Genomic DNA, 20,834 nt, shown 5'->3' with positions numbered 1-20,834 from the left:
CAAAGCGGCCGCGCAATGCGCGGCCGATGTGTCAAATCCCAGTATCAGTGGTTCAGACGGCAACGGGGCGAACCTCGGTCACTTCGGGGATGTAGTGGCGCAGCAGGTTCTCGATCCCCATCTTCAGCGTCAGGGTGGACGAGGGGCAGCCTGCACAGGCGCCCTGCATGTGAAGGTAGACAACCCCGCGGTCAAAGCCATGGAATGTGATGTCCCCACCGTCCTGCGCCACGGCGGGCCGCACGCGACTGTCCAGCAGTTCCTTGATCTGGGTGACGATCTCGCCGTCCTCGCCGGTGTGTTCCGCATGGGCCGAGGCCTGCTGCGTTCCTTCGTCAATGACCGGCTGGCCGGATTGGTAGTGTTCCATCACCGCGCCGAGAATTGCGGGCTTGATGTGATCCCATTCCACCGAGTCGCCTTTGGTGACGGTCACGAAATCATTGCCAAAGAAGACGCCGGTCACGCCGCTCACGGCAAATATCCGGGTCGCCAGAGGCGATTTGGTCGCGGCCTCGGCGGAGGGAAAGTCAGCCGTGCCCGCATCCAGAACCGTCTGGCCGGGCAGGAATTTCAAAGTTGCCGGATTGGGCGTGGATTCGGTCTGGATGAACATGGCGGCACCTTTCGTGTATGGCTCTGATATGAGCGCCGTGGCGCAGTCTGTCAAGGTTTGGAACGATTCTAAACTGTTGCCTCAGGTGATGGCTTCGAGTCGTTCTTTCGACAGATCGCCCGGCACGATAGTGATCGGAATCGGCAGTGACCCCGCCGTCTTGGTCAGCTGTGTCACCAGGGGGCCGGGGCCTTTCTTGCCGGTGGCCGCGCCCAGAACCAGAACGCCGATTTCCGGATCGTCCCGAACCTGGGCGATGATTTCATCGGTGGGCTCGCCCTCGCGGATCACAAGCTCGGGGTCGATCCCCTGCTTGTCGCGCATCCATTTGGCAAAGACCTGAAAATGCGCCTCGATCCGCTCGCGCTGTTCTTCGCGCATGATATCGCCCACGCCAATCCAATGGTTGAATTCCTCGGGCGGAATCACCGCCAGAATTTCAACCCCGGCTTGGGTATGGGCCGCCCGCATGGCGGCAAACCGCATGGCGTTCAGACATTCGCGGCTGTCATCCAGCACGACGAGAAACTTGCGCATTTTCACACTCTCCCAATTGCGCGTCATCATGACGGCAATTCCGTAGCCTAGCAAGAACCGTTTCAGGCGGTCGGCCCGCAGGTGATTGCGCCGTTGGCGTCGTGCTTGGAGGCCGGAGTTTAGTCGAAAGTCCCCGCGACCCGGCCCAACAGCATGAAGGCCCTCGCGGTGCGGGTTTCTGACAGTTCGGAAATCTCGCTGTCGCTGGCGGTCTCGGCGAATTGGGTGAACATCCGGTCAAACAGCCGCAAAAAGTGATGTGCGGCATCGCGATAGATCGCATCCTGCTTCATCCGCGCTGCGGTCAGCGCAAGCGACGAGCGATCACGCACGCCCCCAAGGGCGGCCACCGTGCGGCCGCGTTCACCGGCGGCAAACCGGCGCCAGATTTCAGGCCGCGCCATGTCGGGGCGCAGATCGTCCATGTAAATTCCGTCATGCGACATCAGCGTCAGGATATCCTGCGCGGCGCGAATAAGCTGTGCGGTGGGCCGATCCTTGAGCGCGCGGCGCAGGGCGGCAAACCCGATCTTGTCCTCGGGATTGTCGGGAAAGTTGAGCGCGCGGATGAAATCGGGGCGCTCAAGCGGCGGCAGCATATCCTCGGCCGGGGTGCCAAGCGGCAGGGCGACCTGATCATCGGGGTCGGTCTGCTCTTTGGGCGGGGCCATCATGCTGCGCGGTTCCGGCTGACCGACGCGGGTGCTTGAAAAGATGGTCAGCGCGGTTTCGGTCTTGCGTTGTGCGGCGGCGATTTCATCCAGCTTTTGATTGACCGAGGTTTCCATCACAAAGCCGCCTGATTGGTTCTGGCTGAGATAGGCCTGGCGGATGGCGTCAATCGCGGCCCGCAGGCGCTGGCTTTCCTCGCGCATGACCCGGCTTGCGCGCGCCGCCGTGGCCCCGACCCAGATCATCGCCACCGGCATGAAAACCGCGATCAGCACGATTACGAAATGCAGGGCACTTCCGCCCGCTTCGCCACCTGGCGTAAACACCAGGAAAAACAATGCCGTGCCCATCAGCCAAACCAGCGACAGAACCACGGCGATCATTTCGAAGGCTGTGATCTGTTCCTTCCGGGGTTTGGCGGCGCCGCCTTTCAGGGGGCCAGGCGTGTTGTTGCGAGGAAGCATGAGATTTTTGCCCGTCAGATAAAGGCAACCTTTAACACTTCATAGGCGCGATCACCACCAGGAGTGCGCACTTCGACGCTATCGCCTTCTTCCTTGCCGATCAGGGCGCGGGCAATCGGCGACTTTATGTTCAAAAGCCCGTTTTCGATGCTGGCCTCGTGTTCGCCGACGATCTGATAGGTCTTTTCCTCGTCGGTATCCTCGTCCACCAGGGTAACGGTCGCGCCAAACTTGATGGTGCCCGACAATTTCGCAGGGTCGATCACCTCGGCCAGGCTCAGGATGCCTTCCAGTTCCTTGATGCGCCCCTCGATGAAGGACTGCTTTTCCTTGGCCGAGTGATATTCGGCATTTTCCGAAAGGTCGCCATGCTCGCGCGCCTCGGCGATGGCGCGGATGATCGCGGGCCGTTCAACGGACTTCAGCTGTTTCAGCTCGACCTCTAGCGCGGCATGGCCGCCGGCGGTCATCGGGATCTTTTCCATTGCACTCGTCCATTGTTAAAGCGGGGCCGCGCAAAGCAGGCCCCGTCATGTCAATCATCAGATTTGACGCCAGATTGCCCGAAGCCCCGGTCAGATTGCAATAGGTTATAGGAGCCGCCTGCACATTCGGGTGCCGATACGGCAAAATTTGCCGCTTTTCAGCCGATTTTACGTCGTGTTTCAATTGACGCTGAACCTGCGGACACGATACTCACGTCGGAACTTTATTGCGCGCAGGTCATTGCTGGGCGCACATCGCAAAAAGGATAAGGTCAATGACGGATGTGACGCGCGAAGCGATGGAATATGATGTCGTGATCGTAGGGGCAGGCCCGGCGGGTCTTTCTGCTGCGATCCGGCTCAAGCAGCTTGATCCCGATTGTGCGGTCGTCCTGCTTGAAAAGGGCAGTGAGGTGGGCGCGCATATCCTGTCGGGGGCGGTGCTTGATCCGAGCGGCCTTGATGCGCTTATCCCCGACTGGAAGGCAAAGGGCGCGCCGCTCAACACGCCGGTGAAAGAGGACAACTTTTACATGCTGGGCGAGGGCGGCAAAATCCGCGTGCCGAACTTTCCGATGCCGCCGCTGATGAACAATCATGGCAATTACATCGTCAGCATGGGCAATGTCTGTCGCTGGATGGCGGAACAGGCCGAAGAGCTTGGCGTTGAAATCTTTCCGGGCATGTCGTGCTCTGAACTGGTCTATGACGAGAATGGCGGCGTCAAGGGCGTGGTGGCCGGTGAGTTTGGCAAGAACCCCGATGGCACCGAAGGCCCGAACTATGAGCCGGGCATGGAATTGCACGGCAAATATGTTTTCCTCTCTGAGGGTGTACGCGGGTCGCTCGCCAAGGAGGTGATCGCCAAATACGATCTCTCCAAGGGGCACGAGCCGCAGAAATTCGGCCTTGGCATGAAGGAAATCTGGGAAATCGACCCCGACAAGCATCGCGAGGGTACGGTCACCCACACCATGGGCTGGCCGCTTGGCAAGAACGCTGGCGGTGGATCTTTCATCTATCACCTTGAGAATAATCAGGTTTATGTCGGCTTCGTGGTTCATTTGAACTACAAGAACCCGCATCTTTTCCCTTACATGGAATTCCAGCGTTTCAAGCATCACCCGATGGTTGCCGACCTTCTCAAGGGGGGCAAGCGCGTGGCTTATGGCGCGCGTGCGATTTCCGAGGGCGGGTATCAGTCGATGCCGAAAATGGTGGCGCCGGGTGTCGCGCTTCTGGGCTGTTCGGTGGGCATGGTCAACGTGCCGCGCATCAAGGGCAACCACAACGCCATGCTCTCGGGCAAGGCCGCAGCCGAGGCCGCGCATGCCGCGCTGGCGGCTGGTCGCACTAGCGATGAGCTGAGCGATTACGAAGCCGAGGTTCGCGGCGGCGCCATCGGCAAGGACCTCAAGAAGGTGCGTAACGTCAAGCCGCTCTGGTCGAAATTCGGTCTGCTCACCTCGCTTGGGCTCGGCGGGTTCGACATGTGGACCAACACCTTTGGGTTTTCGCTTCTGGGCACGCTGCGGCACGGCAAGACCGATGCCGCCGCGACCGAACCGGCCGCCAAGCACAAGCCGATTGATTACCCGAAACCCGATGGCAAGCTAAGCTTTGACCGGCTCACCAATGTGGCGTTTTCCTTTACCAATCACGAGGAAAGCCAGCCGGCGCATCTCCAGCTCAAGGACGAGTCGGTGCCGATCGGCGTGAACCTGCCGACCTATGACGAACCGGCACAGCGCTATTGCCCGGCGGGCGTTTACGAGGTGGTGCGCGAAGAGGGCAAGGATCCGCGTTTCGTCATCAACTTTCAGAACTGCGTGCATTGTAAAACCTGCGATATCAAGGACCCCAGCCAGAATATCAACTGGGTCACCCCGCAGGGCGGTGACGGGCCGAATTATCCCAATATGTAACCATCGCGTGATTGACAGGCGGCGGCGCGGCAAATGGGCCGCGCCGCATTGCCTTGGCGGGGCTGGCATATTACCTTTGATCCAAATTCGGATAAAAAGGGCAGCTCAGCGTGAAAATCAAATCTCTTTCGGTCCTTGCACTCACCGCTGTTTTGCAGGTTACCACGCTGCCGGTTCTGGCGTCAGAGCCCTCTGGCGCCTATCTGGCCGCGCGTCAGGCCCGCTATCAGGGCGACTTTGCCGCCGCCGCGCAATACTATGCGCAGGTTCTGACCAAGGACCCGTCCAATCCCGCCATTCTTGAGAATGCGACCATCGCCTATCTTGCGCTTGGGCAGCTTGACCGCGCCGTCGCCATCGCCCGCAAGATCGAGAGCGACGGGTTGCGCAGCCAGGTGGCGCAAATGGCGCTTTTGGCGGACGAGACCCGCAAAGAGGCCTATGATGCGATCCTGACGCGCGTTCAGGACGATCGTGGCGTCGGGGCGCTGGCCGATGGGCTGATCGCGGCCTGGGCGTACTTGGGCAAGGGCGATATGACGGCCGCGCTTGAACGCTTTGACAGCGTGGCCGAAGAACGCGGATTGCACAGCTTTGCGATTTATCACAAGGCGCTTGCCCTGGCCTCGGTCGGTGATTTCGAAGGCGCCGACAAGGTATTCTCCGGCGAGGCTGACGGCCCGATGCAACGCACACGTCGCGGGGTGATCGCCTGGGCCGAGGTCCTGAGCCAACTTGAGGCGCAGGACCGCGCCATTGCCGTGATTGACGATACCTTCGGCAGCGATCTTGACCCCGAAATCGCCGCGCTGCGCGCCGGTCTTGTGGCCGGAAACGCCATTCCATTCACACAGATCACCAATGCCGGTGATGGCATTGCCGAGGTGTTCTATTCGCTCGGCCGCGCCCTGATGCAAGAGGCCAACGACGAATACATCCTGCTTTATTCCCGCGTTGCCGAGGCAATCAAGCCCGATCACATCGACGCGGTGATCATGACTGCCGAGCTTCTGGAACAGATGGATCGCCATGATTTGGCAATCGCGGCCTTCAAGAAAGTGCCGCGCGATCATCCGTCTTTTCATGCCGCCGAACTTGGGCGCAGCGATGTGTTGCGTCGGGCAGGCCGGACAGATGCCGCCATCGAGGTGCTTGAACAGTTGGCGCAGACCTATCCCGACTTGCCGACGGTGCATGTCGCGACCGGTGATCTTTACCGTGAGCTTGAAAATTTCGCCGCCGCCGTTGCCGCCTATGACAAGGCGCTTGCACTTTATGCCAAGCGCGACACCGACCAGTGGTTCGTGCATTATGCGCGTGCCATAAGCCATGAGCGGCTGGATAACTGGGAAATGGCCGAGACTGATTTCCGCCGCGCGCTTGAGCTCAACCCCGGTCATCCGCAGGTGCTGAATTATCTTGGCTACTCTATGGTGGAAAAGCAGATCAATCTTGATGAGGCGCTGGATATGATCGAGCGTGCGGTCGCCGCCCAGCCCGACAGCGGCTATATCGTCGATTCACTTGGCTGGGTTCTCTACCGCATGGGCCGCTATGACGAGGCGATCATTCATATGGAGCGTGCTGCCGAGCTGATGGCGGTCGATCCGGTGGTCAACGATCATCTGGGCGATGTTCTCTGGGCTGTGGACCGCAAGGTCGAGGCGCGCTTTCAATGGCGCCGCGCCCTGTCGCTGCACGATAGCACGCCCTCCGCGGATGTGGATGCCGACCGTATCCGTGCCAAGCTTGAGGTCGGCCTGGACAAGGTGCTGGCGGACGAAGGCGCGCCAGCCCTGAAGGTCGTGAATGACGGTGGTTGAGGGGATTGCACCGGCCAAGGTCAATCTGACCCTGCATGTGACAGGTCGGCGGAATGACGGATATCACCTTCTCGATTCGCTTGTGGTCTTTGCCGATTTCGGTGACCGGATCACTGTTCGCCCCGCCACGGTAACCCGCCTGACGGTCGCCGGTCCGATGGCGGCGGGGGTTCCGGCGGATGCCGACAACCTGGTGATGAAGGCCGCCGCCCTGATCGGCCAGTGTGCCGATATCACTCTTGAAAAGCATCTGCCTTCGGCCGCCGGGATCGGCGGCGGGTCAAGCGATGCGGCCGCCACACTGCGCGCGCTGGCCGAAATGGCGGATGTGGCGCTGCCGCGTGATGTGCTGTCACTTGGGGCGGATGTGCCGGTGTGCCTTTTGACCGGCGCGGCGCGGATGCGAGGCATTGGCGAGGATGTGATCCCGCTGGCCGGGGTGCCGCCGCTTCATGCGATTCTTGTCAATCCGCGTGTGCCGGTGGCGACGCCGACGGTCTTTGCCGGGCTGGAACAGCGCGACAATCCGGCGATGCCGGACCCTTTGCCGGAATGGTCGGAACCCGCCGATTTCATTGCCTGGCTGGCCACTCAGCGCAATGACCTGCAAGGCCCGGCCATCGCCGCAGAGCCGATTATCGCAGAGGTTCTCGATACCCTGCTTGATACGCCGGGATGCCAGTTGGCGCGCATGTCTGGGTCTGGCGCCACCTGTTTCGGGCTTTACGACAGCGACGAACATGCCGCCGCCGCCGCCGGACGGCTGGCGGAGGATTGCCCCGGCTGGTGGGTCAGGGCGACCTGTCTCAATGCGGGCTAGTTGATGCGCGCCACCACGTAATCCGCCAGGTCAAGAAGCATCTTGCGCACTGGATGCTCGGGCAGGGTGGCCAATGCGGTCTTGGCCCGCGTTGCCCATTCAAGCGCCTCTTGCCGGGTCCGGTCAAGCGCGCCATGGGCGTGCAACAGGCCAAGCGCGTGATCAAGATCACCCTCGCGCTGATCGCCCTTTTCGATCACCCGTTTCCAGAACGCGCGCTCTTCGGTATCGGCGGCGGCAATCGCCTTGATCACCGGCAGGGTCAGCTTACGTTCACGAAAATCGTCGCCGACATTCTTGCCGGTCGCCTTGGTGTCGCCCTGATAATCCAGAAGATCATCGACGATCTGAAAGGCGATCCCAAGGGCATCTCCATAATCGAAGAGCGCCTGAACCTGCTCTTCGGGCGCAGCGGCGATCACGCCGCCGACTTCGGTGGCTGCGGAAAACAGCGCAGCGGTCTTGCCGCGCACCACTTGCAGGTAAATCTCTTCTGTGGTGGCCAGATCCTGCGCGGCCGTAAGTTGAAGCACTTCGCCCTCGGCGATCGTGGCCGAGGCATTGGCCAGGATATCCAGAACCCGAAGCGAGCCCGGCTCGACCATCAATTGAAACGCGCGCGAAAACAGATAGTCGCCAACCAGAACGCTTGATTTATTGTCCCAGAGCAGGTTGGCGGTGGGTCGCCCGCGCCGCTGGGCGCTTTCATCCACCACGTCGTCATGCAAAAGCGTGGCGGTGTGAATGAACTCGACCGTGGCTGCCAGATGCACGTCATATTCGCCGCCATAGCCACACATGTCCGCTGCCGCCAGCGTCAGCATCGGGCGCAGACGCTTGCCGCCCGCCTCGACCAGATGCGCGGTGACCTGCGGAATACGCGGCGCATGACGCGAGGCCATGCGAGCCCGGATCAGGGTATTCACCGCCTCCATCTTGCCCGCCAGATGCGCGGCCAGCTGTTCGTGCGGTTTGGTGGCGGCTTGATCCAATCCCATAACACTCCTGTCAACACCACTCGACAAATCGGCCGTGGTGTCCTTATGTCATTTCCATGAAACAGCTTTTACGCACGAATGATCTGACGTCCATCGCCTTTGCGCAGGCCCTGCTTCAGGGCGAGGGTATAGACTGCTTTGAAATAGACGTAAATATGAGCAGCCTTGAAGGATCAATCGGTATTTTCCCGCGTCGCCTGATGGTGGCCGACCACGACCTTGATGCGGCGCGCGTGACCCTGATCGACAACGGATTTGACCTTGAGGCGTGAGCGCTTTGATGCCTCCGAGTTAAGCCAAGATGCTTTCCTTGGCGGGCGCCTGGTGATTGCCCAACCGAAAGACGGTTATCGCGCCGGGGTTGACCCGGTTCTTTTGGCCGCCAGCGTACCGGCCCGTGCGGGCGACAGGGTGCTGGATCTCGGGTGTGGCGGCGGTGTTGCGGGACTGTGCCTTGCGGCGCGGGTGCCAGGGGTGTCGCTGACCGGGCTTGAGGTGCAACCGGCCTATGCCGATCTGGCGCGCCGCAATGCCGAGGCCAATGATCTGGCGCTTGAGGTCATGACCGGCGATCTGGCTCAGATGCCCGACGCCCTGCGCCAGCGGCAGTTTGATCATGTCATCGCCAACCCGCCCTATTTCGACCGTCGCCACAGCACTGCGGCGCGCGATGCCGGGCGTGAGGTGGCGATGGGAGAAGACCTGCCACTGGCCGATTGGGTCAGGGCTGCGGCGCGGCGGGCGGCCCCGAAAGGCACCGTGACCTTTATCCAGCGGGCAGAACGATTGCCGGATTTGTTGGTTGCGGCGGTGGCGTATCTTGGGAGTATCGAGGTGCTTGCGCTGATTCCCCGGCGCGGTCGCGCCGCGCGCCTTGTGCTCTTGCGCGGGCGCAAGGGGGGGCGCGCGGGCTTTCGTCTGCATGATGGCTGGCTCTTGCATGAGGGGGCAGAGCACGGGCAGGACGGTGAAAATTACACGGCTGCAACGGCTTCGGTGCTGAGAAACGCTGGGGCCCTGCCTTTCCCCAAATGATTTCGGGAAAATTCTATCGGAAAAATCCCGCTTATTTTGCGTGCGCAGCGTGACAGATTTGTGAAACTGTGATGCAGTGGGGGTGTTCATTTCAAACCGAAGAGGAGACGGCCCATGAGCTTGAGTTCACATATCGAGGAACTGAAGAAAAAACATATGACTCTCTCGGAACAGGTGGAAGCGGCACAACGTGCCCCAGGCACCAGCAATTTGGAAATTGCGGAACTCAAGAAACAAAAACTGCGATTGAAGGAAGAGATCGAAAGGCTGTCTGAGACCGCCTGATCGCCGCGTCGCAACATCGCTTGCCTTGCCCTGCTGTCCGCTATTGGTCGGCAGGGGAGTGAGGAGTATAGCCGATGATCACGCAAGAGCGACGAAACGGGTAATTGCTTTGATGAAAAAGGGCCGGTCGCATGGACCGGCCCTTTTGCATGTTACGTTGCGGTGATCGTCTGGCGTATCAGACGAAGAATTGTGCGCCGTTGGCCGAAATGGTCGACCCGTTGATAAAGCTGGCATCATCCGACGCAAGGAAGGTGACGCACCGTGCGATTTCCTCGGGTTCGCCCAGACGGCCCGCCGGGATGTTGCCAATGATCATGTCACGCACTTTTTCAGGCACGGCCATGACCATTTCGGTCGCGATGTAGCCCGGGCAGACGGCGTTGGCGGTGATGCCTTTGGCCGCGCCTTCCTGGGCCAGGGATTTGACAATGCCAAGATCGCCGGCCTTGGTGGCGGCATAGTTGACCTGGCCGAACTGACCCTTTTGACCGTTGATCGAGGAAATTACCACGATCCGGCCAAAGCCGCGCTCGCGCATGCCCGGCCAAACCGGGTGAACGGTGTTGAAAACGCCGGTCAGATTGGTGTCGATCACCTGTTTCCACTGATCCGGTGTCATTTTGTGGAAGGGTGCATCGCGCGTGATCCCGGCGTTTGCTACAACCACGTCGATCGGGCCAAGTTCGGCTTCGACCTTTTCAATTCCGGCCTTGGAGGCGTCATAATCGGCGACGTCCCATTTGTAGGTCTGAATGCCGGTCTCGGCAGTGAAGGCTGCGGCGGCCTCATCATTTCCGGCATAGGTCGCGGCGACGGTATAGCCTTCGGCCTTGAGCGCTTTTGAAATCGCGGCGCCGATCCCGCGTGATCCGCCGGTGACGAGTGCAGTTCTTGCCATGGTGTCCTCCAATCTGGCTTATGTATCGGTAACTTGATTACTATTGTGCGGTCAGGTGCGCAACATTATTGCGCGATAAAATCTGCGTGATCCGTTGAGCTTCGCTTGGGGGTTGTTTGGGATCTTAAAAAAGGGGCGCCGTTTCAGGCGCCCCGTTCAATGCGAATCGCAAGCCGGACCTGCGGCTCAGGGGCGTTCGACACAGAGCGCGACACCCATGCCGCCGCCGATGCATAGCGTGGCGAGGCCTTTTTTGGCGCCGCGACGCTTCATTTCGAACAGCAGGGTGTTCAGAACCCGACAGCCCGAGGCGCCGATCGGATGGCCAATCGCAATCGCGCCGCCATTGACGTTCACGATCGCCGGATCCCAGCCCATCTCTTTGTTGACGGCGCAGGCCTGTGCGGCAAAGGCTTCGTTGGCTTCGACGAGGTCCAGATCGCCAACCGACCAGCCTGCTTTGTCCAGGGCTTTGCGCGAGGCATGGATCGGGCCCACGCCCATGACCGACGGATCAAGGCCGGCGGTGGCGTAGGACGCGATGCGTGCCAGCGGTTCGATGCCGCGCTTTTCGGCTTCATCCGCACTCATCAACAGGGTGGCGGCGGCGCCGTCATTCAATCCCGACGCATTGGCCGCAGTGACGGACCCGTCCTTGGTAAAGGCCGGACGCATTTTCTGCATCGCTTCCAGAGTGGCGCCGTGGCGGATGTACTCATCCTTGTCGACCACGATGTCGCCCTTGCGGGTCTTGACGGTAAAGGCGATCACCTCTTCGTCGAACTTGCCGGCCTTCTGTGCGGCTTCGGCCTTGTTCTGGCTGCCGACGGCGAATTCGTCCTGCATGTCGCGGGTGATTTGCCACTGATCTGCCACGTTCTCGGCGGTCTGGCCCATGTGATAGCCATTGAAGGCATCCCAAAGCCCGTCGCGAATCATCGTGTCGATATATTTCATGTCGCCCATCTTGTGACCCGCACGCAGGTTGGCGGCATGGGGGCTCAGCGTCATGTTTTCCTGACCACCGGCGCAAACGATGGCGGCATCGCCAAGCTGGATGTGCTGGGCGCCAAGCGCCACGGCGCGCAGGCCTGAACCACAGACCTGATTGATGCCCCAGGCAGAGCTTTCGATCGGCAGGCCAGCATTGACATGCGCCTGACGTGCGGGGTTCTGGCCCTGGGCGGCGGTCAGGACCTGACCAAGAATTGTCTCGGAGACTTCGGATTTGTCGATCCCGGCGCGGGCGACGACGGCCTCAAGAACGGCAGCCCCCAGATCATGCGCGGGTGTGTTGGCGAAAGCGCCGCCAAATGACCCGACAGCGGTACGTGCTGCGGATGCGATTACTACGTTGGTCATGTGTTTCCTCCACCAGGATATGCCAGGGCAGAGGGGGGGCGCGGGACGTCACATCAACTGTGCCGCCCGTAGCTGTCTCTGCCTTTACGCGGCGTCATATCGTAAATGCCGCATTGCGGCAACGGACGGAGTGTCACATTCAAGCGCTGGCCTGGTCAAGGGCACTATCAAGCCAGGGCGGCCTTATCGTGGGGGCGCCAAAGTAATACCCCTGAAGGCAATCAATCCCAAGCGCAGTCAGGTAATCCGCATCGGCCGGTTTCTCGACGCTTTCCGCGACGGTGACCATATCGAATTGCTGACCCACACTGGCCAGGGCGGCGGTCAGCACCTGATTGTCGGCATCATTCGCGATATTGCGGATGAACTGTCCGTCAATCTTGAGAATGTCGAAATAGAAATCCTTGAGATAGCGGAACGATGTGTATCCGGCGCCGAAGTCATCCAGCGCAAAGCTGATTCCCTTGCGCTGCAACTCGTTCATGAAGCCGATCACCAGTTCCGGTATCAGCATCGCCGAGCTTTCGGTGATTTCGAGGATAAGCCGTTCGGCTATTGTCGGATCTTCACCCAGCCGGCGCTTGAGAATACGCATCCAGCGGGAATACCCGATAGAGCGCGCCGACATATTGATCGCCAACCGCAGGTCTGGGTATTCCGTCAGCGTCTTGAGACCCATTTCCAGGGCGAGACAATCGATGATGCGACCGGTTTCTGTCACTTCTATCGCATCAATGAATTCCCGCGCCGGGATGATCCGGCCGGTTTCGTCAAGGACGCGAATCAACCCCTCGTAAAAGGCGGGTTTGCCTTGCCTGCCCGCAGGCACAACCGCCTGATAGGCGAGCATCACCTGTTTGTGCTGTACCGCCTCATTGACCATATCTATGACCGACCGGTCCCGCGTCGTAACGGCATAGGTCAGCGGGTTGTCCTGTCCGATCGGAACGTCAGCCCATTTTTTCTTTTGCCCCATGCTTTTCTCCGAATTAGCGTGCTTCACAAGCTGGGGTATTTCGATTAAATAAAACTTAATGGATTGATTTTAAACGTATTTGCTTGGGTTTCATCAAAGGGGTGTGATCGCGATGGAAAGATGCGGCTGGGTTGGGATGGATGCGCTCTATGAGGCGTATCACGATACCGATTGGGGCGTGCCCGAATATGACAGCCGCGCCCTGTGGGAAAAGCTTATCCTCGACGGGTTTCAGGCGGGATTGAGCTGGATTACCATTCTGCGCAAGCGGGAAAATTTTCGCCTGGCTTTTCAAGGGTTTGATCCGAATGTCATTGCCACCTGGGGCGAGGAGGACGTGCTCCGCCTGCTGGCTGACCCCGGCATCATTCGCCACCGCGGCAAGATCGAGGCAACGATCGGAAATGCCCGCGTCTGGCAACAGATCGAAGCCGAGGGCGGGTTCGACCGCTATCTCTGGGATCATGTCGGCGGCAAGCCTGTTCAGAACGCATGGAAAACCCTGTCAGAGGTCCCTGCGCAGACCGATCTTTCCGTGAAAATTTCGAAAGATTTGAAGAAACGTGGATTCAAATTTTGCGGGCCGACCATCGTCTATGCCTTCATGCAGGCGGTAGGCATGGTCAATGACCATCTGGTCACCTGTCCCTGTCACGCACCGGTGGCGAAGCTTGGAGAGCTGAAGCGCCCCTGATGCGGCACCGGCCGTAATCCGCAGGCGAATCCCCGGAAAGGTGTGTAATTCCCGCGCGAATCCTATATGTGGATGCATCCTCACCCTAATCGCGCGAATGACCATGACCCAGACTGCCCCGATCACACAGGATGTGCTTACCATCCCCCGCAAGCTTCCCGAAGGGCCGAAAAACCTTGTCGGCCTGACCCGCGATCAGATGCGCGAGGTTCTTATCGCGCATGGTACGCCCGAAAAGCAGGCCAAGATGCGCGTCGGCCAGATCTGGCAGTGGATCTATGGCTGGGGCGTGCGTGATTTCAACGAAATGACCAACCTGTCCAAGGCCTTCCGCGCCGAGCTTGCCGAGAGTTTCGTGATCGAAATCCCCGAAGTGGTCAGTAAGCAGGTCAGTGAAGACGGCACCCGCAAATACCTTGTGCGCATTGCGGGCGGTCACGAGGTCGAGGTGGTCTATATCCCAGAGGACAGTCGCGGCACGCTCTGCATTTCCTCGCAGGTCGGCTGTACCCTGACCTGTTCGTTCTGCCACACTGGCACCCAGAAACTGGTGCGGAACCTGACTGCCGGGGAAATCATCGGCCAGGTGATGATGGCGCGCGACGACCTGAACGAGTGGCCCGAGCCGGGCGCGCCCAAGGATGAAACCCGGCTGTTGTCTAATATCGTCCTGATGGGCATGGGTGAGCCGCTTTATAATTTCGAAAACGTTCGTGATGCGATGAAGATCGCGATGGACCCCGAGGGCATACAGCTCTCGCGCCGCCGCATCACCCTGTCGACCTCGGGTGTGGTGCCGGAAATTGCCCGCACAGCGCAGGAAATCGGCTGTCAGTTGGCGATTTCCTTTCACGCCACCACCGATGACGTGCGCGACCGCCTTGTGCCGATCAACAAGAAATGGAACCTCGAGGTTCTGCTTGAGGCGCTGCGCAGCTATCCTAAGGTCAGCAATTCCGAACGGATTACCTTTGAGTACGTCATGCTCAAGGGCGTGAACGACAGTGACGCCGATGCCCACCGCCTTATCCGGCTGATCGACGGTATCCCGGCCAAGATCAACCTTATCCCGTTCAACGAATGGCCCGGCGCTCCCTATGAGAGATCATCCAACAACCGTATCCGCGCCTTTGCCGACATCATCTACAAGGCCGGTTATGCAAGCCCGATCCGCACCCCCCGTGGCGAGGATATCATGGCCGCCTGTGGTCAGCTCAAGTCAGCCACCGAACGCGCCCGCAAATCCCGGCGCGAAATCGAGGCGGAAACAGGCCAAGGCGGCTAGCCAAACTCGGCTCAGTGTCCCAGAGCTTTGGCTGGCCTGTTAGGCCCCTCTCTCGTTATGTGAAAGGTGACACCCTTTATGTCCGATTTTGCCCGTCTGCCCCAGCCGCTGAACGCTAGGGGAAAACCTCGTCTTGTCGGCGTAGAGATCGAGCTTGGCGGCATGGACGAGGCCGACGTTGCCCGCACCTGTGCCGACACATTGGGTGGCAAGGCACATCAGGGCGACGGGCCGTTCTGGACGGTTGAAGATAGCGATGTCGGCCAGATCGAAATCTATCTTGATATCTTTCTGCGCAACGCCCAGCAAAGCAAACTGCGTGATCTGGCACTTGATATCGGCCGCGAGGTGGTCCCGGTTGAAATCGTGACAGAGCCGCTGGATCATGCGGGGCTGTGCCGTCTTGATGACCTTCGGGCCGCTCTGCGCGAGGCGGGTGGATTGGGAAGCGGCGCGGGTTGGTTCTTTGGCTTTGGCCTGCACCTCAATATCGAGATCGCCAGCGAAGAGGACAAAGATATCGTGCACCCGCTTCTGGCCTATGCCCTGATCGAGGATTGGATGCGCAGCGCCAGCCCGATTGATGAGTCGCGCAGGGTGTTGCCCTTCACCGATCCCTACCCGACCGAATTCGTGCGCGCACTTATCGCCGCCGGGCCGGGGGCCAGTCTTGATCAGGCTGTCGGGCTTTATCTCAAACACACGCCAAGCCGCAATCGCGGCCTCGATATGCTGCCGGTCTTTGCGCATTTCTACCCAGACCGGATAGCGGCGGCGATTTCCGACAAGACATCGGCCCGCCCGACCTTTCATTTCCGCCTGCCGGATTGCCGCATCGACGAGGCTGGTTGGTCCATCGCCGACGAATGGAACCGCTGGCTTGTGGTCGAGCGCGTGGCGCAGGACGCTGACCTCCTGACCGAACTGGCAAGGGCCTGGGACGATGACCACGGCCTTGTCACGCTGAGCCGCAAGCGCTGGGCAGAGCGCTGCGGCACGATCCTAGGGGTGGCCGGTCTGGACATCCTCACCGCATGAGCACGCGCAAACCTCTGATCGGGGTGACCACATCGCGTCGCTCGGGATGGCGAATCTATCCGCTGATCGCGCTGAATGTCAGGCTGGCGGGCGGTCGCCCGCTCCGCTGGATGGCCGGGCGTGCGGCGGATATCGATGCTGTGGATGGCATCATCATCGGCGGTGGCGATGATATCTCGCCCGATCTTTATGGCGGGCGGATTGTCACCTCGGCGCGGCTTGACCCGGATCGCGACAGGCTTGAACGCGATATGGTGCTGGCGGCATTCGAGCGCAACAAACCGGTGCTTGGCATTTGCCGCGGCAGCCAGATGCTCAACATCGCGCTTGGCGGATCGCTGCATCAGGATGCCTATGCCACCTACGCCGCAAGCGACCATATACGCACCATCCTGCCGCGCAAAACCGTCTGTCTTGAACCGGGCACGCGACTCGCCGGGGTGGCGGGGGCGGCACCGATGAAGGTGAACGCGCTGCACTCTCAGGCGGTCGACCGGCTTGGCCGTGGTTTGCGGGTGGCGGCGCGCGACACCGGCGGTATGATCCAGGCGATCGAAAGAGTGTCAGAGCCCTTCGCCATAGGCGTCCAATGGCATCCCGAACACCTGTTCTATGCACACCGTCAAATGGGTATTTTCCGCGCTCTGGTGGCCGCCGCCGCCGCACGGCGCGATGCGGCACCGCAATTGCCCGGCGTCGATGCGACCATGTGACCGGCCGCAGGAATACCCTGACTGCGCCACAATTCAGCACAATTGCCGCCACAAGCGTAAACTATCCCTGCATCAAAGGTTAATTGTAACGAGGCAGGAAACGATGGAACATTTGAACACCGAAAACCCGGCAAGCATCCGCGACATGGTCATGCGTGAGCGCCACCTGGCGGTCTCTGAACGCGAATGGAAGCACCGTCTTCGTGGCTATGGTTATGCAATCCGCGACACGGCAGAGGGGCGCTTTGTTACCTCTTTGCTGCGCGGTGCGCCGATCTGCCAGCTGACTTGAGACCGGCCAAAGCCACCTGGTTTCTTCTTGCACCAAATATCCCGGGGGAGTCGCGCCTCGCGCGACGGGGGCAGGGCCCCCGGTGACGTTGGCCCCAAAACGACAAACCCCCGAAGCATAGGCCCGGGGGTCGTCAAAAAGTCTTACGCATCGGATCCGAAAACCGATAATCTTTTTTCGGGATGCAAAAACCCCGTGTCGGCAAAAACTGCCTGCGCGGTACTTAGACCATACCTTCGCGCTGAGCTTTCTTACGCGCCAGCTTACGGGCACGGCGAATCGCTTCAGCTTTCTCGCGCGCTTTTTTCTCGGACGGTTTCTCGAAATGTTGCTTGAGCTTCATTTCGCGGAATACGCCTTCACGCTGCAGCTTTTTCTTCAGGGCACGAAGCGCCTGATCGACATTGTTGTCGCGAACACTAACCTGCATGTGGTGTCACCACCTTCCTAAGTTAAAGTTGCAATAGATTGCAGGAAGGCGCCGTATAGCAAAGCACCCCGGTTTTGTCTAGTGTGCGCTCAGCAAAGAGGAAAAGCCGATGGATGACCCTGATTTGATGACCCGATTGCTCGATGCGGCCAAGATGCATGTGCCGTTTGACGGCTGGAGCGAGGCCACATTGCGGGCCGCCGCGCAGGACGCCGATATTGCACCGGGGCTGGTCGCGGCGATCTGTCCGCGCGGTGCCGTCGATCTTGCGTTGGCTTATCACGAGGCGGGTGATCACGAGATGCTGGCCCGCCTTGAGGCCGCCGATCTTGACGACATGCGGTTTCGCGACCGGATCGCCTTTGCGGTGCGCGCCCGCCTTGAGGCGGGCGAGGACAAAGAGCTCGTGCGCCGGGGCATGACCCTGTTTTCCCTACCGAGCCATGCCGCCGATGGCGCCCGCGCGATCTGGCAGACCTGCGACCGGATCTGGCTGGCGCTCGGCGATAGTTCGGACGACGTGAACTGGTATACCAAGCGCGCGACGCTCTCGGGGGTTTACGGCGCGACGGTGCTCTACTGGCTTGGCGATGACAGCGAAGACAACGCCCGGACCTGGGAGTTTCTGGATCGCCGGATAGAGGATGTGATGACGATCGAGAAAATCAAGGCGCGGGCGCGCGGCAATCGCCTGGTGGCGGGGCTGATGGCCGGCCCGCTTGGCGTTTTGGGCCGTATACGCGCACCGCAGACCGGGGCGGGCACTGGAATGCCGGGCCGTTGGAACGGCCCCACATAACCAAAAGGAATCAAAGACATGAGAAAGACGATGCAGGCGGTTGAGATTACCCGTGCAGGCGGACCCGAGGTATTGGTGCCCACAACCCGGCCCCGCCCCGAACCGGGTGCCGGTGAGGTGGTGATCAAGCTGACCTATGCCGGGGTCAACCGCCCCGATGCGCTTCAGCGTGCCGGGCTTTACGCCCCGCCCGCAACCGCAAGCGATCTGCCGGGGCTTGAGGGCGCGGGCGAGGTGGTGGCCCTTGGTGCCGGTGTAAGCGGGCTTGCCCCTGGCGATCAGGTCTGCGCGCTATTGCCCGGCGGCGGATATGCCGAATACGTCGCCACGCCCGCCGCGCATTGCCTTCCGGTGCCGTCCGGCATGGGCCTCAAAGAGGCGGCTTGCCTGCCCGAAACCTGTTTCACCGTCTGGTCCAACGTGTTCCAGCGCGGCGGCCTCAAGGCCGGTGAGCGTTTCCTCGTCCACGGCGGATCAAGCGGTATCGGCACCACCGCCATTCAGTTGGCGCGCGAATTCGGGGCGCGCGTTTTCACCACAGCCGGGTCGGATGACAAATGCAAGGTCTGCGAGGATCTCGGCGCCGAGCGTGCGATCAATTACCGTAACGAGGATTTCGTCGAGGTGATCCGCGCCGAGGGCGGGGCCGATGTCATCCTGGATATGGTCGGTGGGGATTATCTGCCGCGCAACGTCAAGGCCCTCGCCGATGACGGGCGGCTGGTGCAGATCGCCTTCCTGCAGGGGCCGAAGGTCGAGCTGAACTTTGCCCCGGTGATGATGCGCCGTCTGACGATCACCGGAAGCACCCTGCGCCCGCAAAGCGACCTTGCCAAGGCGCGGATCGCCGAGGCGCTGCGTACCCATGTCTGGCCACTGCTTGAGGCGGGCAAGATCGCGCCGGTGATGGATTCCGAATTTGCGCTGGCCGATGCGGCCAAGGCCCATGCCCGGATGGAAACCAGCGGACATATAGGCAAGATCGTTCTGAAGGTCGGCTAGGGTGACAGCGCCGTCTCTGGCAATTCTGGTGCTCGCGGGCCTGAGCCTGTGCCTGAGCCTCTGGGCAATCCGGCGCGATGTCGCGCTTGACTGGCGGTTCGCCTTGCCAGAGGCCATGCCCGAGGCGGGCGCGCCACGCTTTGAAACGGTATTGGACTACACCGCGCCAGAGGGGCAGGCCCACGCGCCCGCGATCCTACAGGATGCGCACGGCTTTTCGGTGATCTGGTTCCAGGGCTCTGCCGAGGCGCAGCCGGATGTCGACATCTTCGCGGCGCATATGACGCGTGAGGGTGACGGCTGGCAGGTCTCAGATCCCGAACGCCATCTGACCCGAGGCGCGCTTGCGCGGGCGTTCGAGCCGCGCCAGTTGGTGGTGACGCTTGGCAACACCATTCAGAACGATACTGCGCCGGGGCGCCTCTATGCCACTGCTGTTTCGGTCGGAGGCTGGGCCATGGCGGCAATCGCGGATGTCGAAATGGGCCCGCGCGGGCCGGTGCGGGCCAGCAAGCTCAACCTCTCGCCGATTCTCAACCGCTCGTTTCTGGTGAAATCGCCGATGGTGGCCTACGCCGATGGTAGCCACGCCTTGCCTGCCTATTTCGAAATGGGTCCGACCTATGGCGCGCTTGTGCGCTTTGACGCGCGCGGCCGGGTCCGCGATCAGCGCCGGATGGTCGGCACCGGGGTGAAGCCAATTCAGCCGATGATCGTGCCGCTTGATCAGAGCCGCGCAGTCGCCTTTCTGCGCGATTTTGACCGCAGCGGATGCCTCTGGCTTAGCCGGACCAGCGATGGCGGCCAAAGCTGGTCGCGCGCGCAAGCCCTAGAGATCGCCAATCCGAGCGCGCCGGTGGCGGCGCTGGCGCTTGGCGTAGGGCGGATCGTGATGGCAATGAATGACGAGGCCGATCGCTTTGATGCACTGACGCTGGCGCTGAGCGAGGATGAGGGCGAAAGCTGGCGCAGCTTGCACCGGTTCACCGGCGAGGGCGCGCTGCGCTATCCGATGCTGGCGCGGGTCGGGGACGAGATCGCCCTGACCTATTCCACCAATGGCAAGCGCGGCATCCGCGTGCATCTGTTCAACGCGGCCTGGGTGCTGGCGCAATGAGGGCGGTCGTGGAATGGATCGCGCTGGCGCTGGTTATGGCCTGGGTCGGATATGCCCTTGCGGGCCTCTTTGTCACGCCGATGATGGCGCTTGGGGTCGCAGGCCTGTTGGCGGTGGCGGTGCTGGTCTTGCGCGGCTCTTTGCCGGTGGCCGGGATGATGGCGCTTTTGGCCCCTCTGGGGGTGATGTTGCCTGCCTTGGCTCTGCGCCATATGGCGGCGGACCTCGGCATGGCTGTGGTGCCCTTTGGCAACCTTGAACTTTTGCTGTTCCTGCTGGGTTATCTGGTTTTCCTGGCCTCGGCCATGGGATTGGTGACGGTTGATCTTTACCGCCTCGGCTATGCGCCGGTGCCGGTCGCCGTCATGGTGCTGGCGGTCTGCGGGTACGGTGCGCTGAGCGGGACCGTCTTCTTGCCGGTCGTCGCGGTTTTGGGTCAGGCGTTCTGGGTCGTGGGGTGGGGCAGCAGCAACTGGTTTGACCATGTGCTGCATGCGGTTCTGGTTCCGGTGGTGGCCGTGGTGCTGATCCTGGGCCTGTTCTGAGTGGGGCCATGACGGAGTAT

The 20,834-nt window shown here is 60.9% G+C and carries 24 protein-coding genes; 15 read left to right on the top strand and 9 right to left on the bottom strand.

The window, feature by feature from the left end; genetic code table 11:
* Window positions 1–52: 52 nt before the first annotated feature.
* The 4 genes from QZ522_RS00725 to greA all read right to left on the bottom strand — a co-directional run bounded on the left by QZ522_RS00725 (window position 53) and on the right by greA (window position 2,774).
* On the bottom strand, window positions 53–616 hold the full coding sequence (locus QZ522_RS00725) for a NifU family protein (protein WP_294606448.1): 564 nt from the start codon (window positions 614–616) through the stop codon (window positions 53–55).
* An 81-nt stretch (window positions 617–697) separates the two neighbouring features.
* Window positions 698–1,153: a universal stress protein gene (locus QZ522_RS00720; RefSeq protein ID WP_294606450.1), complete on the bottom strand. Its 456-nt coding sequence runs from the start codon at window positions 1,151–1,153 to the stop codon at window positions 698–700.
* Between the two features lie 119 nt (window positions 1,154–1,272).
* Entirely contained in the window at window positions 1,273–2,289 is a 1,017-nt protein-coding gene (locus tag QZ522_RS00715) for a hypothetical protein (RefSeq protein ID WP_294606446.1), read from the bottom strand.
* Between the two features lie 14 nt (window positions 2,290–2,303).
* Window positions 2,304–2,774: a transcription elongation factor GreA gene (gene greA / locus QZ522_RS00710; protein ID WP_294606444.1), complete on the bottom strand. Its 471-nt coding sequence runs from the start codon at window positions 2,772–2,774 to the stop codon at window positions 2,304–2,306.
* Between the two features lie 275 nt (window positions 2,775–3,049).
* Here greA and QZ522_RS00705 point away from each other — a divergent pair, with 275 nt between their 5' ends.
* From QZ522_RS00705 to QZ522_RS00695, 3 genes are all read left to right on the top strand, one after another.
* Entirely contained in the window at window positions 3,050–4,699 is a 1,650-nt protein-coding gene (locus QZ522_RS00705) for an electron transfer flavoprotein-ubiquinone oxidoreductase (RefSeq protein ID WP_294606442.1), read from the top strand.
* Window positions 4,700–4,809: 110 nt separating this feature from the next.
* Window positions 4,810–6,522 (top strand): tetratricopeptide repeat protein, encoded by a 1,713-nt coding sequence (locus tag QZ522_RS00700; RefSeq protein ID WP_294606440.1) that lies wholly within the window; start codon window positions 4,810–4,812, stop codon window positions 6,520–6,522.
* Window positions 6,509–7,342, top strand: a complete 834-nt coding sequence (locus tag QZ522_RS00695; RefSeq protein WP_294606438.1) for a 4-(cytidine 5'-diphospho)-2-C-methyl-D-erythritol kinase — start codon at window positions 6,509–6,511, stop codon at window positions 7,340–7,342. Before QZ522_RS00700 ends, QZ522_RS00695 begins: the two co-directional genes overlap by 14 nt.
* Here QZ522_RS00695 and QZ522_RS00690 read toward each other — a convergent pair.
* Window positions 7,339–8,340: a polyprenyl synthetase family protein gene (locus QZ522_RS00690; protein ID WP_294606436.1), complete on the bottom strand. Its 1,002-nt coding sequence runs from the start codon at window positions 8,338–8,340 to the stop codon at window positions 7,339–7,341. The genes QZ522_RS00695 and QZ522_RS00690 overlap by 4 nt on opposite strands.
* A 56-nt stretch (window positions 8,341–8,396) precedes the next feature.
* On the opposite strand from QZ522_RS00690, the gene QZ522_RS00685 reads away from it, so the two are divergent.
* The 3 genes from QZ522_RS00685 (at window position 8,397) to QZ522_RS00675 (ending at window position 9,660) form a co-directional block, all read left to right on the top strand.
* Complete coding sequence (locus tag QZ522_RS00685) at window positions 8,397–8,612, top strand: DUF2007 domain-containing protein (protein ID WP_294606435.1); 216 nt, start codon at window positions 8,397–8,399, stop codon at window positions 8,610–8,612.
* The gene (locus QZ522_RS00680; RefSeq protein ID WP_294606433.1) at window positions 8,602–9,375 is read left to right on the top strand and encodes a methyltransferase; all 774 of its coding nucleotides are present in this window, start codon (window positions 8,602–8,604) and stop codon (window positions 9,373–9,375) included. Before QZ522_RS00685 ends, QZ522_RS00680 begins: the two co-directional genes overlap by 11 nt.
* A 114-nt stretch (window positions 9,376–9,489) precedes the next feature.
* Window positions 9,490–9,660, top strand: coding sequence for a DUF465 domain-containing protein (locus QZ522_RS00675; RefSeq protein WP_294606431.1), 171 nt, complete (start codon window positions 9,490–9,492; stop codon window positions 9,658–9,660).
* Between the two features lie 178 nt (window positions 9,661–9,838).
* Here the strand turns inward: QZ522_RS00675 and phbB are convergent, their stop codons facing one another.
* The 3 genes from phbB to QZ522_RS00660 form a co-directional block, all read right to left on the bottom strand.
* Window positions 9,839–10,561 (bottom strand): acetoacetyl-CoA reductase, encoded by a 723-nt coding sequence (phbB, locus tag QZ522_RS00670; RefSeq protein WP_294606429.1) that lies wholly within the window; start codon window positions 10,559–10,561, stop codon window positions 9,839–9,841.
* Between the two features lie 186 nt (window positions 10,562–10,747).
* The gene (locus tag QZ522_RS00665) at window positions 10,748–11,923 is read right to left on the bottom strand and encodes an acetyl-CoA C-acetyltransferase (RefSeq protein WP_294606427.1); all 1,176 of its coding nucleotides are present in this window, start codon (window positions 11,921–11,923) and stop codon (window positions 10,748–10,750) included.
* 139 nt (window positions 11,924–12,062) lie between these two features.
* On the bottom strand, window positions 12,063–12,899 hold the full coding sequence (locus QZ522_RS00660) for an EAL domain-containing protein (RefSeq protein ID WP_294606425.1): 837 nt from the start codon (window positions 12,897–12,899) through the stop codon (window positions 12,063–12,065).
* 112 nt (window positions 12,900–13,011) lie between these two features.
* Between QZ522_RS00660 and QZ522_RS00655 the strand changes: the two genes are divergently transcribed.
* From QZ522_RS00655 to QZ522_RS00635, 5 genes are all read left to right on the top strand, one after another.
* Entirely contained in the window at window positions 13,012–13,593 is a 582-nt protein-coding gene (locus QZ522_RS00655; protein ID WP_294606423.1) for a DNA-3-methyladenine glycosylase I, read from the top strand.
* Between the two features lie 103 nt (window positions 13,594–13,696).
* Window positions 13,697–14,878: a 23S rRNA (adenine(2503)-C(2))-methyltransferase RlmN gene (gene rlmN / locus QZ522_RS00650; protein WP_294606421.1), complete on the top strand. Its 1,182-nt coding sequence runs from the start codon at window positions 13,697–13,699 to the stop codon at window positions 14,876–14,878.
* 78 nt (window positions 14,879–14,956) lie between these two features.
* Window positions 14,957–15,916 (top strand): amidoligase family protein, encoded by a 960-nt coding sequence (locus QZ522_RS00645; protein WP_294606419.1) that lies wholly within the window; start codon window positions 14,957–14,959, stop codon window positions 15,914–15,916.
* Window positions 15,913–16,629 (top strand): gamma-glutamyl-gamma-aminobutyrate hydrolase family protein, encoded by a 717-nt coding sequence (locus QZ522_RS00640; protein WP_294606417.1) that lies wholly within the window; start codon window positions 15,913–15,915, stop codon window positions 16,627–16,629. Before QZ522_RS00645 ends, QZ522_RS00640 begins: the two co-directional genes overlap by 4 nt.
* 103 nt (window positions 16,630–16,732) lie before the next feature.
* Entirely contained in the window at window positions 16,733–16,921 is a 189-nt protein-coding gene (locus QZ522_RS00635) for a hypothetical protein (RefSeq protein WP_294606415.1), read from the top strand.
* A gap of 223 nt (window positions 16,922–17,144) precedes the next feature.
* On the opposite strand, the gene rpsU is transcribed toward QZ522_RS00635, so the two are convergent.
* Window positions 17,145–17,351, bottom strand: a complete 207-nt coding sequence (gene rpsU, locus QZ522_RS00630) for a 30S ribosomal protein S21 (protein WP_092835189.1) — start codon at window positions 17,349–17,351, stop codon at window positions 17,145–17,147.
* 109 nt (window positions 17,352–17,460) lie between these two features.
* Between rpsU and QZ522_RS00625 the strand changes: the two genes are divergently transcribed.
* Genes QZ522_RS00625 through QZ522_RS00610 form a run of 4 tightly spaced genes read left to right on the top strand, consistent with a single transcriptional unit; the run spans window position 17,461 to window position 20,814 of the window.
* The gene (locus QZ522_RS00625; RefSeq protein WP_294606412.1) at window positions 17,461–18,150 is read left to right on the top strand and encodes a COQ9 family protein; all 690 of its coding nucleotides are present in this window, start codon (window positions 17,461–17,463) and stop codon (window positions 18,148–18,150) included.
* An 18-nt stretch (window positions 18,151–18,168) separates the two neighbouring features.
* Window positions 18,169–19,152, top strand: coding sequence for an NAD(P)H-quinone oxidoreductase (locus QZ522_RS00620; RefSeq protein ID WP_294606410.1), 984 nt, complete (start codon window positions 18,169–18,171; stop codon window positions 19,150–19,152).
* 1 nt (window position 19,153) lies between these two features.
* A complete protein-coding gene (locus tag QZ522_RS00615; protein WP_294606408.1) occupies window positions 19,154–20,269 on the top strand; it encodes an exo-alpha-sialidase in 1,116 nt (371 codons plus the stop codon).
* Window positions 20,270–20,277: 8 nt separating this feature from the next.
* On the top strand, window positions 20,278–20,814 hold the full coding sequence (locus QZ522_RS00610; RefSeq protein WP_294606406.1) for a hypothetical protein: 537 nt from the start codon (window positions 20,278–20,280) through the stop codon (window positions 20,812–20,814).
* Window positions 20,815–20,834: the final 20 nt, after the last annotated feature.

Source organism: uncultured Roseovarius sp., assembly GCF_913054395.1.
Lineage (GTDB): Bacteria > Pseudomonadota > Alphaproteobacteria > Rhodobacterales > Rhodobacteraceae > Roseovarius.
The sequence above is the reverse complement of the archived record's forward strand: the minus strand, read 5'-3'. Positions and strand labels throughout refer to the sequence as shown.

Bases quoted from the DNA above. Each gene is read 5' to 3' on its own strand.
- QZ522_RS00690 (WP_294606436.1), bottom strand. From the start codon at position 8,340: ATGGGATTGGATCAAGCCGCCACCAAACCGCACGAACAGCTGGCCGCG.
- QZ522_RS00620 (WP_294606410.1), top strand. From the start codon at position 18,169: ATGAGAAAGACGATGCAGGCGGTTGAGATTACCCGTGCAGGCGGACCC.
- greA (WP_294606444.1), bottom strand. From the start codon at position 2,774: ATGGAAAAGATCCCGATGACCGCCGGCGGCCATGCCGCGCTAGAGGTC.
- QZ522_RS00655 (WP_294606423.1), top strand. From the start codon at position 13,012: ATGGAAAGATGCGGCTGGGTTGGGATGGATGCGCTCTATGAGGCGTAT.
- rpsU (WP_092835189.1), bottom strand. From the start codon at position 17,351: ATGCAGGTTAGTGTTCGCGACAACAATGTCGATCAGGCGCTTCGTGCC.
- QZ522_RS00675 (WP_294606431.1), top strand. From the start codon at position 9,490: ATGAGCTTGAGTTCACATATCGAGGAACTGAAGAAAAAACATATGACT.
- rlmN (WP_294606421.1), top strand. From the start codon at position 13,697: ATGACCCAGACTGCCCCGATCACACAGGATGTGCTTACCATCCCCCGC.
- QZ522_RS00725 (WP_294606448.1), bottom strand. From the start codon at position 616: ATGTTCATCCAGACCGAATCCACGCCCAATCCGGCAACTTTGAAATTC.
- QZ522_RS00705 (WP_294606442.1), top strand. From the start codon at position 3,050: ATGACGGATGTGACGCGCGAAGCGATGGAATATGATGTCGTGATCGTA.
- QZ522_RS00660 (WP_294606425.1), bottom strand. From the start codon at position 12,899: ATGGGGCAAAAGAAAAAATGGGCTGACGTTCCGATCGGACAGGACAAC.
- QZ522_RS00685 (WP_294606435.1), top strand. From the start codon at position 8,397: ATGAAACAGCTTTTACGCACGAATGATCTGACGTCCATCGCCTTTGCG.
- QZ522_RS00640 (WP_294606417.1), top strand. From the start codon at position 15,913: ATGAGCACGCGCAAACCTCTGATCGGGGTGACCACATCGCGTCGCTCG.
- QZ522_RS00625 (WP_294606412.1), top strand. From the start codon at position 17,461: ATGGATGACCCTGATTTGATGACCCGATTGCTCGATGCGGCCAAGATG.
- QZ522_RS00715 (WP_294606446.1), bottom strand. From the start codon at position 2,289: ATGCTTCCTCGCAACAACACGCCTGGCCCCCTGAAAGGCGGCGCCGCC.
- QZ522_RS00695 (WP_294606438.1), top strand. From the start codon at position 6,509: ATGACGGTGGTTGAGGGGATTGCACCGGCCAAGGTCAATCTGACCCTG.
- QZ522_RS00635 (WP_294606415.1), top strand. From the start codon at position 16,733: ATGGAACATTTGAACACCGAAAACCCGGCAAGCATCCGCGACATGGTC.
- QZ522_RS00665 (WP_294606427.1), bottom strand. From the start codon at position 11,923: ATGACCAACGTAGTAATCGCATCCGCAGCACGTACCGCTGTCGGGTCA.
- QZ522_RS00720 (WP_294606450.1), bottom strand. From the start codon at position 1,153: ATGCGCAAGTTTCTCGTCGTGCTGGATGACAGCCGCGAATGTCTGAAC.
- phbB (WP_294606429.1), bottom strand. From the start codon at position 10,561: ATGGCAAGAACTGCACTCGTCACCGGCGGATCACGCGGGATCGGCGCC.
- QZ522_RS00645 (WP_294606419.1), top strand. From the start codon at position 14,957: ATGTCCGATTTTGCCCGTCTGCCCCAGCCGCTGAACGCTAGGGGAAAA.